The following is a 13,593-nucleotide window of genomic DNA, read 5'->3' as shown; positions in this document are numbered from 1 at the left end:
ATTTGGGAGACGCCTTCACAGCGGAAAGCGTTCACCAGTCGAAGGTGATTTCTCGGCTTCGGACAGCGGTACGACCGTTCCCGGTCAGTGGGCCGCGTCCAGCCGGGCCCGCTGATCCGCGGTGAGTTCCAGGTCCACTCCGGCGAGGTTCTCCTCCAGCTGGGCCACCGAGGACGCCCCGGCGAGGGGGATGATCGGCAGCTCGCCGCCGGACTGCCAGGCGAGCACGACCTGGTTGACGGTCGCGCCGGTCTCCCCTGCCACCTCGTGCAGGGCGGCGAGGCGGGGCGGGGTTCCGGGGTGGTCGAAGTCCGCGGGCAGCCGGTCCGGGTGGGTGTAGGCGCCCTTCAGGAGCGGCGAGTAGGCGACGAGGGTCAGGGCGGGCTCGGCGCGCAGATAGCCGAGCAGTTCGGGACCCGCGTGACCGAGGCTGCCGTCGGGGAACATGGCGTCGGGCACGTCCAGGCGGGGCCGCAGGTGGCTGTGGGCGTACTGGAGGACCTCGTAGCCGGGCAGCCCGGCCGCGGCGGCGATGGCGCGGGCCCGCTCGACCCGCCACATGGCCTGGTTGCTCACGCCGAGCAGGCCGACCGTGCCCTCGGCGACGAGCTCGGCGAAGGCCTCGACGGTCTCGCGCTGGGGGACGGTGGGGTCGTCGACGTGAGCGTAGAGCAGGTCGAGCTTGTCGACGCCGAGGCGTTCGCGGCTGCGCTCGGCGGACTCGCGGATGACCTTGGCGGACAGGCCCTCGGGGTTGTCGATGTAGCTGGTGCCGGGGGCGAGGGGGCGGGCGCCGAGCTTGGTGGCGATGAAGATCTCGTCGCCGATGCCGCGGCTGCGCCGCCAGCGGCCGAGGAGTTCCTCGCTCTGGCCGCCCTGGCTGCCGTCGACCCAGAAGGCGTAGTTGTCGGACGTGTCGATGAAGGTGCCGCCCGCCTCGACATACCGGTCGAGGATGGCGAAGGAGGTCTTCTCGTCGGTGCGGGAGCCGAAGAGCATGGCGCCGAGGGCGAGCACGCTGACCTCGCGGCGGTTTTCCGGGGCGGTTCCGATGGTGCGGTACTTCATGGGTGTCCCTCCCGTTCGCGCCCGGGTTTCCGGGCACGGACAGGAGTCTTCATCTTGAAGTGCGCTTCAGGTCAAGCCTTCGCGAAGGGACCCTCCAGGGCGGCCCACTGCAGCAGCATGATCGTCTTGGCGTCGTTGATCGCCCCGGTGCGGATCATCTCCAGGGCCCGGCGGAAGGGCAGTTCGACGATCTCGATGTCCTCGCCCTCCTCGTCCAGGCCGCCGCCCTCGTGGGTGCGGGTCGAGGGGCCGTAGGCGGCGGCGTAGAAGCTGACGCGTTCGGTGACGGAGCCGGGGCTCATGTAGACGTCGAAGACGTGCCGGACCTCGCCGATGGTGTGCCCGGTCTCCTCCACGACCTCGCGGCGTACGGCGAGTTCGGGGTGCTCGTCATCGTCGTCGAGGAGTCCGCCGGGCGTCTCGATCAGCATGCCGTCGGGATGGCCGTTGACGTACACCGGGTAGCGGAACTGGCGGGTGAGCAGGACGGTTTCGCGTTCGAGGTCGTACAGGAGCATGGTGGCGCCGTTGCCGCGGTCGTGCGTCTCGCGCTGCTGGGTGGACCAGGTGCCGTCGGCGCGCTGGAGGTCGAAGGTGGTGGCGCGCTCCACGTACCAGTGGCTGGAGAGCAGCTTCACCTCCCGCACCTTCACTCGGGGGTTGCCGGTCAGGTCGAGGCCGGTGCGGTCCAGGCCGGTGCGGCCGCGGCGGTCCGGGGTGTCGGCGCCGGCGGTCATCGGGGGCCGCCGGCCGTGCGTGCGTAGGTCATGGTCGCTGTCTACCACGGCCGTCTTTCAGGTCAGGGCCAGCACATGGGAGTGGCGGGCGGGCAGGTCGACGAAGAGGCCGGGGGTGAGCAGGGTGTCGCCGTCGCGGTCGTACGTGCGGTCCGTGAGCAGGTCGGTGAGCCGGCAGGGGCGTCCGGCGAGGTCGGGCCAGGGCAGGGGGATCTGTCCCTGGGCCGGGGCGTCGGAGTCGTTGACGATGACGACGTGGCGGGTGTCGGTGCCGGTCCAGCTCCAGGCGAGCAGACTGCGGTGGGTGCCGTTGTCCGGCCAGCCGGTTGCGGCGAGCAGCCGCCAGTCGCCGTCGCGCACGGTGGCGGCGGCCGGGAGCAACCGGCCGTAGAACTGGCGGAGTTGTTCGTCGACCTGCTCCTGCGGACGGCGGGCGAGGAACACCGGTGGGCGGACTCTACGGCCCTCGAACTGGCCCTCGTGCCAGAGGGTGGCCCCGGGCAGGGTGGCGATCGTGACGGCTGCCGCGTACTCGCGGTCGCCGGGGAGGGTGGCGGCGGCCCGGGGCTCGTCGTGGTTCTCCAGGAATCGGACCAGGCCGCGCTGGTAGGCGAGGTCGGCCTGGAGGTGGGAGCGGACCGGCTCGGCGCCCTCGTGCAGGAGCCGGTCGTAGAGGCGCTTGTCGTAGCAGTGGTCGAAGCCCTGGTGCTGGAGGGCCCATTCGAGGTCCCAGTAGGCCTCCGCGACGAACAGGAGGTCCGGGTGGCGTTCGCGGACGCGGGGGATCACGTACGGCCAGAAGTCCTCGGCGGGAGGCGAACCCGCCCTGTCTCCCCAGGTCTTGGCGAACACGTCGTTCATGAGCAGCATCGCCATGTCGCAGCGCACGCCGTCCGCCTGGTCGCCGATGGAGACGAGCGTCTCGACGGTCGCGGTGCGCAACTCCTCGCTGAAGGCGTCGAGTTGGACGACGTCCGGCCAGGGCGGGAAGTACGGGTCACGGCCGCGGGCGTAGATCCGGCCCTCGACCTCGATGAAGGCCTCAGGCGAGCGGGCCAGGTCGTCGGGGCCGCCCCGGATCAGGCAGTCGGGGCGTTCGGTGAGCCAGGGGTGGTCGGGGGCGACGTGGTTGGGGACGTAGTCGAGGATCAACCGCAGGCCGCGCGCGGCGAGTTGTGCGCGCGCCTCGGCGAGTCCCGCGGGGCCGCCGAGGGACGCGTCGACGACGTAGTTCCGCACGCAGTACGGCGATCCGGCGATGTCCGCCGTGGTCAGGTCGGGCAGGACCGCGCGGAAGGAGGCGAGCAACGCCTCATTGCGCAGGGCGATCTCGAGTCCGGCGGGGCTGCGTTCCCACACGCCCATCAGCCAGACCGTGTCGACGCCGGGCCGGGCGATCTCGTCCCAGACCTCGCCGGGCACGTCTCCGAGGGTGACACGGCGCCCGTATCGTCCGCTCAACTCGCCCAGCCAGACGAGGGTGTTGATCTCATAGACGACCGTCATGACAGGGGCTCCTCGCGCAGCGCGCCCCAGTCGCCGACGCCGACCAGGCGGAACAGGGTCGCGGTGGCCGCGGCCAGGCCGGTCCAGCCGGTCTGGTGGGAGGCGCCGAGGCCTGCGCCGTCGTCGCCGTGGAAGTACTCGTAGAAGAGGATGAGGTCCTTCCAGTGCGGGTCCTTGGCGAACTTGGCCTGGGCGCCGTGGACCGGGCGATGGCCGTCGGGGCCGCTGAGGAAGGTGGAGGTGAGGCGGTCGGCGATCTCGCGGGCGACCTCGTAGAGGTTGAGGTGCCGGCCGGAGCCGGTGGGGCACTCCACCCGGAAGTCCTCGCCGTGGTAGGCGTGCAGGTTCAGCAGGGCCCGGATCAGCAGGACGTTGACCGGGAACCACACCGGGCCGCGCCAGTTGGAGTTGCCGCCGAACATGCCCGAGTCGGACTCGGCGGGCAGATAGCCAACGCCGTACGTCTCCCCGTGCACCTCGAAGCTGTACGGGTGCTCGGCGTGGTAGCGGGACAGTGAGCGGATGCCGTGCGGGCCGAGGAACTCGTCCTCGTCGAGCATCCGGGACAGCACCCGGCGCAGCTTGTCCTCGCCGAACAGGGCGAACAGGTGCCGTCCGGCGACGCCGGGGCCCAGGGTCTCCTGGGAGGACACGATGGCCTCGACGGCCGGGTGCCGCTCCACGAACTCCTTCGCACCGGCGATGAGTTCGGGGAAGCGGCGGTCGGCCCAGGCGCCGACCACGCTGGTCGCCGCGAGCGGTATCAGGCCGACGAGGGAGCGCACCTTGAGCCGGGTGGCGGTGCCGTCGGGCAGTCGCAGGACGTCGTAGAAGAAGCCGTCCTCCTCGTCCCACAGGCTCTCGTTGTCCTTGCCCATGCGGCCCGTGGCGACCGCGATCCACGCGAAGTGCTCGAAGAGGGTCTGCGCCTGCTCGACGTAGACGGGGTTGTCGACGGCGAGTTCGATCGCCATCTCCAGCAGGTTCTGGCAGTACAGGGCCATCCACGCGGTGCCGTCGGCCTGGTCGATGTGGCCGCCGGTGGGCAGCGGGGCGCTGCGGTCGAAGACGCCGATGTTGTCGAGGCCGAGGAAGCCGCCCTGGAAGACGTTGTTGCCGTCGACGTCCTTGCGGTTGAGCCACCAGGTGAAGTTCTTCGTCAGCTTCTGGAAGGCGTTCTCCAGGAAGACGCGGTCGCCGCGGCCGGTGCGGTGCTTCTCCAGTTCGTAGACGAAGAGGATGGCCCAGGCGTGCACGGGCGGGTTGACGTCGCCGAAGTTCCATTCGTACGCCGGGATCTGGCCGTTGGGGTGGAGGTAGAGGCGGCGCAGCAGCACCTCCAGCTGGGACTTGGCGAACCCGATGTCGACCATGGCCAGGGCGATGGAGTGGAAGGCGAGGTCCCAGGCCGCGAACCAGGGGTACTCCCAGGTGTCGGGCATCGACATGACCTCGTCGTTGACCATGTGGTACCAGGCGCTGTTGCGCACGCGCGGGTCCACGCCGAGCGGGTCGACGCCGTGCTCGGCGAGCCAGCGCTCGACGTCGAGGTAGTAGTACTGCTTGCTCCACAGCATCCCGGCGAGCGCCTGGCGCACCACGCGCCGCTCGTCCTCGCTCATCCCGTCCGGTACGACGGTCTCGAAGAACTCGTCGGCCTCGGTGCGGCGGGTGTCCATCGTCGCGTCGAACTCGCCCCAGGGGTCGGCGAGTTCGGTGTCGGTCAGCCGCAGCCGGACGGTCACGCTCCCGCCCGCCGGGACGGTCCTGGTGTCGTGCAGGGACATCTTGGTGCCGGTCTGCGCCGGATTCACGGCCCCCGTCTCGCCGTGGACGACGAAGCGGTCGATGCCGTCCTTGACGTACGGCGTGGGGTTCGGGCTGCCGAAGATGCGCTCGTTGTCGGTGTCGTTCTCGGTGAAGAGGGCGGGGGCACCGGAGTCGCAGTACAGCCAGCGGGTGCCGAGTTCCTCGTGGTCGGCGCGGACGGCGGCCGCCGTCCCAGTGAGTTTCGGTACGGCCGTGCCGCCGGCCCAGGACCAGGTGTGCCGGAACCAGAGGGTCGGCAGCAGGTGCAGGGTGGCGTCCTCGGGGCCCCGGTTGTGCGCGGTGATCTCGATCAGGAGGTCCTCGGGGCCGGCCTTGGCGTACTCGACGAAGACGTCGAAGTAGCGGTCCTCGTCGAAGATCCCGGTGTCGAGGAGCTCGTACTCGAAGTCGCGTCGGGTGCGGGCCCGGTTGGTGTCCACGAGGTCGGCGTACGGGAACTCGCCCTGCGGGTACTTGTAGAGGTACTTCATGTACGAGTGGGTGGGCGTGGAGTCGAGGTGGAAGTAGTACTCCTTGACGTCCTCGCCGTGGTTGCCCTCCTGGTTGGTCAGGCCGAACATCCGCTCCTTGAGGATCGGGTCGCGGCCGTTCCACAGGGCCAGGGAGAAGCAGAGCCGCTGTTTGTCGTCGCTGACGCCGGCGATGCCGTCCTCGCCCCAGCGGTAGGCGCGGGAGCGGGCCTGGTCGTGGGTGAAGTACGACCAGGCGTCGCCGTTCGTGCTGTAGTCCTCCCGGACGGTCCCCCACTGGCGTTCGCTGAGGTAGGGGCCCCAGCGGCGCCAGTCCGCCCGGTCCGTGTCGGCTTCCGCGAGCCGCTGCTGTTCGGCGCCCGTCGCACCGCTGTCCGCCACCATCGCCGCCTCCTCATGGCCCGGCACCGTTCCCAGCCTCCGGTGCCGGGGACGTACCCGCAATGGCTGGGTGGCGGAGGGGTCGCCTCCCTATCCGGCGGCCGGCACCGGCTCGGCGGCCGGCGGGTGGGCGAGGTCGTAGGCGCTCTCGGCGTGCAGGTGGACGTCCACGCCGCCCTCCTCCACCTCGGGGCGGACACGCAGGCCCATCGTCTTGTCGAGGGCCTTGGCGATGAGCCAGGTGACGGCGAAGGAGTACGCCAGCACGGCGAAGGCGCCCACCGCCTGCTTGCCGAGCAGGCCCAGCCCGCCGCCGTAGAGGAGGCCGTCCACGCCGTTGGGGGCGTCGGATGTGGCCAGGACGCCGACGAGAAGGGTGCCGGTGATACCGCCGACCAGGTGGATGCCGACGACGTCGAGGGAGTCGTCGTAGCCGAGCCGGTACTTCAGGCCGACGGCCAGCGCGCACACCGCGCCGCCGATCGCGCCCAGCAGCAGCGCGCCGAGCGGGGAGACGGCGCCGCAGGACGGGGTGATGGCGACCAGGCCGGCGATCGCACCGGACGCGGCGCCGAGGCTGGTCGCGTGGCCGTCGCGGAGCTTCTCCACGACGAGCCAGCCGAGCATCGCGGAGCAGGTGGCGGTGAAGGTGTTCAGTACGACGACGGAGGCGGCGTTGGAGGAGGTCAGCGCGGAGCCGCCGTTGAAGCCGAACCAGCCGAACCAGAGCAGGCCCGCGCCGAGCATCACGAGGGGAAGGTTGTGCGGGCGTTCCGCGCCGCCCTCCTTCTTCCAGCCGATCCGCTTGCCGAGGACCAGGATCACCGCGAGGGCCGCCGCGCCGGAGTTGATGTGGACCGCCGTACCGCCCGCGAAGTCGATGGCACCGAGCTTGTTGACGATCCAGCCGCCGACGACGCCCTTGCCGTCGAAGGCGAACACCCAGTGGGCGACCGGCAGATAGACCAGGGTCACCCAGATGCCGGTGAAGGCCATCCAGGCGCCGAACTTGATGCGGTCCGAGATCGCACCGCAGATCAGGGCGGCGGTCAGCGCCGCGAACAGGGCCTGGAAGGCGGCGAAGATCGAGAGCGGGATGACGGCCTTCGGGTCGTCCTTCATCACGCCGCTCATGCCGAAGTACTCGGTGATGTCACCGAGGATCCCGGCGCCGCCGATCGAGTCGCCGAAGGAGGCCGAGAAGCCGTAGACGACCCAGATGCAGCCGACCAGGGCGACCGAACCGAAGGTCATCATGATCATGTTCAGGACGCTCTTGGCGGCGACCATGCCGCCGTAGAAGAGCGCGAGGCCCGGCACCATCAGACAGACGAGGGCCGTGCTCGCGAGCATCCAAGCGGTACTTCCGGTGTCCATGCGCACACTCCGCAGAGAGGTCCAACCGAGGGAAACGGTGTTTCACCGCAGTAGACCGACCGTGCGTTACAGGACACTCCCATGGCCGATTAAAGCCGGGTTTCAGTGGTGCGGGCTGTCGCCGAAAGCCGTCACCGTGAGGAAGCGGATGGGGAGTTCGACCAGGGTCTCGGGGCCGTGCGGGGCCTCGCCGTCGAACTGCAGGGCGTCGCCGGGGCGCAGGGTGTAGCTGGACTTGCCGTGGCCGTAGACCATCTCGCCCTCCAGCATGTAGATGATCTCGGTGCCGGCGTGCTGGAAGAGCGGGAAGACCTCGCTCTCCTCGGTGAGGGTGACCAGGAGGGCGTCCATCCGTTTGTGGGCGCCGCGCAGCGAGCCGAGCTGGGCGTACTCGTGGCCGACCCGGGTGCCCCGCCGGACGATCCGGGCGCCGTGGCCGGCGGGCACGAAGACGGCCTCGCGTTCGTCGTCCATGCCGCGGAACAGGGCGGTGACGGGGACGTCCAGGCCGCGGGCGAGCCGGGAGAGCGTGGTGAGGCTGCACGCGGTCTGGGCGTTCTCGATCTTCGACAGCATGGCCTTGGAGATGCCGACGCGCTGCGCCATCTCGCCCACCGAGAGCCCGGCCGCCTGCCGGTACTCGCGGGCCCGGACGGCGATGATGCGTTCCAGGGCCTTGTCGTCGTCCTCTGTGTGCTGCTCGGTCACCGGCGCATCCTATGCCGGGCGCACCAGCCGGAAGCGGGGGTGGGTCCCGGCGCGGCCGGTGGCGAGGTCGGCGGCCATGACACCGATGAGCGGGGTGAACTTGGCGCCCTGGCCGGAGCAGGGCGAGACGATGACGAGGGGGCCGTGCCGGTCCAGTACGAAGTCGTCGTTCACGTCCATGGTGTAGAGGCAGGTCGCCTCCGCGACCGGGGCGGGGTCGAGGCCGGGGAGGCGGTCGCGGACGAAGCCGCTCACGCGGGTGCGCGACTCCGGGTCGACGAGGCCCGTGCGGGTACTGGCCTCGGTGGGGGTGCCGTAGCCGTGCTCGGCGACCTTGACGGCGGGCAGTGGGCCGCCGTCGCTGCCGGACGGCAGGCCGTAGATCTGCAGCGGCTCGTCCTTGAAGACCAGGGTCGGCCACTGCACGGACGGCTCCCGCTGCCGGTAGTGGAAGACCTGCTGCTGGGTGACGGTCAAATCCGGCAATCGTACGGGCAGTTGCAGCTCCGGCAGCCAGGCGCCGGCCGCGACCACCACCGTGTCGGCGGTGAGTTCACGTCCGTCGTCCGTGCGCAGCAGCACCTTCTCGCCCACGTCGAACCCGGTGACGCGGACGCCGGTCCACACGTCCGCGCCGAGTTCGGCGGCCCGCCGCACGCACGCCGCGACCGTCCGGTCGGCGTCGATCACCCCGGCGTCCGGCTGGTACAGGACCTGCCCGTCGAAGGTGATGTGCGGCCAGCGCTCCGACGCGGCTTCGGCGCCGAGGAGTTCACACCGCACTTCGGCCTCGCCCAGCACGTCGGACAGACCCTTGGGGTCGCGTCCCGCCCCGAAGTCGAGGCCACCGGTGGTGCGCAGCAAGGGAGTCGAGGTGTCGTGCTCCAGCTCGCGCCACAGCTCGTGGGCGCGTCCGGTCAGCTCCACGTAGAGCTTGTCGCCGTACACCCGCCGGAAGATCCGTGAACTGCCGTGCGAGCTGCCGTGTTTGTGGCCGATCTCGTACGCCTCGATCAGCGTGATCTCGTGGCCGCGCCGGGCGAGTTCCCAGGCGGTGGCCGCGCCCATCAGTCCGGCACCCACGACTGCGATCACAGGCCCTCCCCGGGGATCCAGTCGGTGCCCGCGAGCGGGACGCGGGCCATGGCCGCCGACTCGATGGTAAGGGCGACCAGGTCCTCCGGCTCCAGGTGCAGCAGGTGCGCCTTGCCGCAGGCGCGGGCGAGGGTCTGGGCCTCCATGGTCATCACGCGCAGGAAGTTGGCGAGGCGCCGGCCGGCGTCCACCGGGTCGAGACGGGCGGCCAGTTCCTCGTCCTGGGTGGAGATGCCGGCCGGGTCGCGGCCGTCCTGGTAGTCGTCGAAGTAGCCTGGGGCGGAGCCCAGTTGGCGGTACTCGGCGTCGTACCTGGGATGGTTGTCGCCGAGCGCGATGAGCGCCGCCGTACCGATGGCGACCGCGTCCGCGCCCAGGGCGAGCGCCTTGGCCATGTCGGCGCCGCCGCGGATGCCACCGGAGACGATCAGCTGGACCTCCCGGTGCACCCCCAGCTCCTGGAGCGCACGCACGGCTTGGGGCAGCGCGGCCAGGGTGGGGATGCCGACGTGCTCGATGAAGACGTCCTGGGTGGCGGCCGTGCCGCCCTGCATGCCGTCGACGACCACGACATCGGCACCGGCGTGCACGGCGAGCTTCACGTCGTAGTACGTCCGGGTCGCGCCGACCTTCACATAGACCGGCTTCTCCCAGTCCGTGATCTCCCGCAGCTCCAGGATCTTGATGGCGAGGTCGTCGGGGCCGGTCCAGTCGGGGTGGCGGCAGGCGCTGCGCTGGTCGATGCCGACGGGGAGCGTCCGCATGCCGGCGACCCGCTCGGTGATCTTCTGCCCGAGCAGCATGCCTCCGCCGCCGGGCTTGGCGCCCTGCCCGAGGACCACCTCGATGGCGTCGGCCTTGCGCAGGTCGTCGGGGTTCATGCCGTAGCGGGACGGCAGGTACTGGTACACGAGGTGCTTGGAGTGGCCGCGCTCCTCGGGGGTCATCCCGCCGTCGCCGGTGGTGGTGGAGGTGCCCACCTCGCTGGCGCCCCGGCCGAGGGCCTCCTTGGCCTGGGCGGAGAGGGCGCCGAAGCTCATGCCGGCGATGGTGACGGGGGTGGCCAGGCGCAGGGGGTGCTTGGCGTGCCGGGTGCCGAGGACGACGTCCGTGTCGCAGCGCTCGCGGTAACCCTCCAGCGGATAGCGGGACATGGAGGCGCCGAGCAGCAACAGGTCGTCGAAGTGCGGGAGTCGCCGCTTGGCGCCCCAGCCGCGGATGTCGTAGATGCCGGTCTCGGCGGCGCGCTGGATGGCGTGGATGGTGGCGCGGTCGAAGGTGGCCGACTCGCGCAGGCCGTGGGATGCGGGATCCATGTGCGTCGAACTCCCTCAGTACGCCGTCGTGTTGTCGGCCTTGAAGTGGTACAGCTCCCGGGCCGAGCCGTAGCGCCGGAAGTCCGCCGGGTCCTCGTCCCGCTCGGCCGCCTTCAGCAACTCGGCGAGCTCGGCGAGGTGTTCGGGCCTCATCTCCTTCTCCACGCAGTCGGCGCCGAGGGACTTCACCGTGCCGCGGACGTAGATGCGGGCCTCGTAGAGCGAGTCGCCCAGGGCGTCGCCCGCGTCCCCGCACACGACCAGCCGTCCGGCCTGCCCCATGAACGCGCTCATGTGGCCGACGTTTCCGCCGACGACGATGTCCACGCCCTTCATGGAGATCCCGCACCGCGCCGACGCGTCCCCGTCGATGACGAGCAGGCCCCCGTGGGCGGTGGCGCCCGCCGACTGGGAGGCGTTGCCGCGCACGCGGACCGTGCCGGACATCATGTTCTCGGCGACACCGGTACCCGCGTTGCCGTGGACGGTGACCGTGGCGCGCTGGTTCATGCCGGCGCAGTAGTAGCCGACATGGCCCTCGATGTCGACGGCGAGGTCCTCCCGGATGCCGCAGGCCACGGCGTGGGCGCCGCGAGGATTGAGAACGCGCCAGGACGTGGCCTCGGGGGCGTGCAGGGCCTGGTTGAGTTCACGTACGGGCGTGGTGGCCAGGTCGATCAGCGTCGCCATACGTACACCTCTTCCGGCTCGGGTTCGAAGATGCGGGCGTTCTCGATGCCCGGCAGGACGTCGAGGGCCCGGTACTCGGAGGCCATCGCCACCCATGCGCCGGTCTCGGCGACGAGGGCCGGCTTGCAGGCGATGGCGTCCCGGACGACCGCGAAGGAGTCGCTCGTGGACACCAGGAGGGTGTAGAAGCCGTCGAACCGCTCGCACAGCAGCCGCAGCGCCTTCTCCGGGTCGGCGCCCTGCGCCAGCTGGTGGGCGACGAAGCGGGCGCCGACCTCCGAGTCGTTCTCGCTGTCGAACTCGACGCCCTGGGCGCGCAGTTCGCGGCGGATGGTGGCGTGGTTGGCGAAGGAGCCGTTGTGCACGAGGCACTGTCCGGGGCCGACGGAGAAGGGGTGGGCGCCTTCGGGGGTGACCGCCGACTCGGTGGCCATCCGGGTGTGGCCGATGCCCTGCCAGCCGGTGACCCCGGCAAGCCCGAACGACTCGGCCAACTCCACGGGGTTTCCGGTGCCCTTGAGCACGGCGAAGCCCTCACCGGAGCCGATCACCCTGGCGTCCGGGAGCGCGGCGGCGACCGAGGCGGCGTCCGTGTGCACGACCGTCGTGGCATCGGCGTCGTAGGCCCGGACGCCCGGCAGTACGGCCTCCACCTCGGCCTTCGACGTGCCCAGCAAGGACACGACGGTGCGTCCCGGCGGACACAGGCGCGGATCGCCGTAGACCGCGACACCGGCCGAGTCCGGCCCGCGTTCGACGACCTGTCCCAGCATCGCGGTCAGCAGCTCACCGAGCCGGGGTTCCAGTGAGGGCTCGCGCAGATGCAGCCCCACGATTCCGCACATCCCAAGTCCCTTCAGAATGCGGTCAGATAGCGGTCGAGCTCCCAGGGGCCGACCGTGGCGTGCCAGTCGAAGAACTCCTCGCGCTTGAGGTCGGCGAAGTACGCGCTCACCCCGCTGCCCGCCGCGTCCAGCGCGCCGCTGATCACGTCGTCCGCCTGGAGCGCCTCGACCGCGTGGAGCAGGGTCGGCGGGAGTTCCGGGCCCTTGCCCGCGGCGCCGGGTTCGCCCGGGTCGAGGCCGCGTTCGATGCCGTCGAGACCGGCGGCGAGGGCGGCGGCCGCCGCGAGGTAGGGGTTGGCCGCGCCGTCCCCGCCGCGCAGCTCGACGCGGTTGCCGTCGGGGACGCGGACGAAGTGGGTGCGGTCGTTGCCGCCGTAACTCGCCACGCGCGGCGACCAGGTGGCGCCCGAGCGGGTCGAGACGGCACCCGTGCGCTTGTAGGAGTTGACGGTCGGCGCGATGACGGCCTGGAGGGCGCGGGCGTGCTCGACGATCCCGGCGACGAAGGAGTAGGCGAGCGGGGAGAGCCCGAGGCCGCGGTCGTCGGCGGTGTCCGGGAAGGCGGGTTGCTCGCCGCGCCACAGCGACATGTGCAGGTGCATGCCGGTGCCGGTGCGGTCGGTGAACGGCTTCGGCATGAACGTGGCGGTCATGCCCCGCTGTTCGGCAAGGACCGACACCAGGTACCGCATGGTGATGACCCGGTCGGCGGTGGTGAGGGCGTCGGCGTGCTGGAAGTTCTGCTCGAACTGGCCGTTGCCGTCCTCGTGGTCGTTGGCGTAGTTGCCCCAGCCGAGGGCGTTCATGGCGCGGGAGACGGCGGTGAGGTGGTCGTACATCCGGGTCAGCCCGCGGGCGTCGTAACAGGGCTGGGCCGCGGTGTCCTTGCTGTCGGCGACGCTGAGCACGCCGTGCTCGTCGCGGTTGACCAGGAAGTACTCGACCTCGGCACCCACGGAGAGCGAAAGCCCCCGGTCCGCGGCCCGCTCCAGCAGCCGGCGCAGGATGACGCGTGGGGCGTACGGCCAGGGCTCGCCCTCCACATGCGGGTCGCAGTGCACGAGGGCGAGGCCGGGCTTGATGAAGGGGAGCGGGGTGTACGAGCGGGCATCCGGCCGGGCGATGACGTCCGGGTCGCTGGGCTGCTGGCCGAGCGCGCCGGCCGCGTATCCCGCGAACCCGACGCCCTCGTCGCGGAGTTCCTCGATGGCCTGGGCCGGGACGAGCTTGGCGCACGGCTTGCCGGTCAGGTCGACGAAGACGGCGAGCACGAACTCGATGCCGTCGGCCCGGACCAGTTCGGCCAGGTCGGTCGTCATGGGGGCCTCCCGGAGGTGTCCACTGGCAGGAATCACTGTTGCACACCAGTAGACAAGCCCTGCGTTACGGCGGGATTTCCGCACGGGAAGGTCCGGGTAAGGCGACCCGTTCACGCTGCGATGCCGAGCGGTAGGCCCAACTGGTGCACGAGTTCCACGGCTTGATCGTGTCCGGTGCGCACCTCGCTCGCGCAGCCGGGGCGGCTGAGCAGCCGCCAGGCCCTGACCGCAGGGATCAACGACCGGGAGGA

The 13,593-nt window shown here is 70.9% G+C and carries 11 protein-coding genes; all 11 read right to left on the bottom strand.

What is annotated here, in order from left to right; translation table 11 throughout:
• Positions 1 to 84 precede the first annotated feature (84 nt).
• Positions 85 to 1,068: an aldo/keto reductase gene (locus ABZ848_RS16090; RefSeq protein WP_360831503.1), complete on the bottom strand. Its 984-nt coding sequence runs from the start codon at positions 1,066 to 1,068 to the stop codon at positions 85 to 87.
• A 71-nt stretch (positions 1,069 to 1,139) separates the two neighbouring features.
• Positions 1,140 to 1,805 (bottom strand): NUDIX domain-containing protein, encoded by a 666-nt coding sequence (locus tag ABZ848_RS16085; protein WP_360831500.1) that lies wholly within the window; start codon positions 1,803 to 1,805, stop codon positions 1,140 to 1,142.
• A 57-nt stretch (positions 1,806 to 1,862) separates the two neighbouring features.
• Positions 1,863 to 3,311, bottom strand: a complete 1,449-nt coding sequence (locus tag ABZ848_RS16080) for an alpha-amylase (RefSeq protein ID WP_360831497.1) — start codon at positions 3,309 to 3,311, stop codon at positions 1,863 to 1,865.
• Complete coding sequence (locus ABZ848_RS16075; protein ID WP_360831494.1) at positions 3,308 to 5,995, bottom strand: glucosidase; 2,688 nt, start codon at positions 5,993 to 5,995, stop codon at positions 3,308 to 3,310. Before ABZ848_RS16075 ends, ABZ848_RS16080 begins: the two co-directional genes overlap by 4 nt.
• An 87-nt stretch (positions 5,996 to 6,082) precedes the next feature.
• On the bottom strand, positions 6,083 to 7,369 hold the full coding sequence (locus ABZ848_RS16070) for an ammonium transporter (protein ID WP_360831491.1): 1,287 nt from the start codon (positions 7,367 to 7,369) through the stop codon (positions 6,083 to 6,085).
• 102 nt (positions 7,370 to 7,471) lie between these two features.
• Positions 7,472 to 8,077, bottom strand: coding sequence for an XRE family transcriptional regulator (locus ABZ848_RS16065; protein ID WP_242761718.1), 606 nt, complete (start codon positions 8,075 to 8,077; stop codon positions 7,472 to 7,474).
• Positions 8,078 to 8,086: 9 nt separating this feature from the next.
• Positions 8,087 to 9,172: an FAD-dependent oxidoreductase gene (locus tag ABZ848_RS16060; RefSeq protein ID WP_360831488.1), complete on the bottom strand. Its 1,086-nt coding sequence runs from the start codon at positions 9,170 to 9,172 to the stop codon at positions 8,087 to 8,089.
• Complete coding sequence (locus tag ABZ848_RS16055) at positions 9,169 to 10,488, bottom strand: FMN-binding glutamate synthase family protein (protein WP_360831485.1); 1,320 nt, start codon at positions 10,486 to 10,488, stop codon at positions 9,169 to 9,171. The genes ABZ848_RS16060 and ABZ848_RS16055 overlap by 4 nt, the downstream gene beginning before the upstream one ends.
• Before the next feature lie 15 nt (positions 10,489 to 10,503).
• Entirely contained in the window at positions 10,504 to 11,178 is a 675-nt protein-coding gene (locus tag ABZ848_RS16050) for a glutamate synthase (RefSeq protein WP_360831482.1), read from the bottom strand.
• The gene (locus tag ABZ848_RS16045; RefSeq protein ID WP_360831479.1) at positions 11,166 to 12,023 is read right to left on the bottom strand and encodes a glutamine amidotransferase family protein; all 858 of its coding nucleotides are present in this window, start codon (positions 12,021 to 12,023) and stop codon (positions 11,166 to 11,168) included. Before ABZ848_RS16045 ends, ABZ848_RS16050 begins: the two co-directional genes overlap by 13 nt.
• An 11-nt stretch (positions 12,024 to 12,034) precedes the next feature.
• Positions 12,035 to 13,342, bottom strand: a complete 1,308-nt coding sequence (gene glnT, locus ABZ848_RS16040) for a type III glutamate--ammonia ligase (protein ID WP_360831476.1) — start codon at positions 13,340 to 13,342, stop codon at positions 12,035 to 12,037.
• Positions 13,343 to 13,593: the final 251 nt, after the last annotated feature.

Source organism: Streptomyces sp. NPDC047081 (assembly GCF_040643775.1).
Classification (GTDB): domain Bacteria; phylum Actinomycetota; class Actinomycetes; order Streptomycetales; family Streptomycetaceae; genus Streptomyces.
Note: the sequence above shows the minus strand (reverse complement) of the source record. Positions and strands in the feature narration are given on the sequence as shown.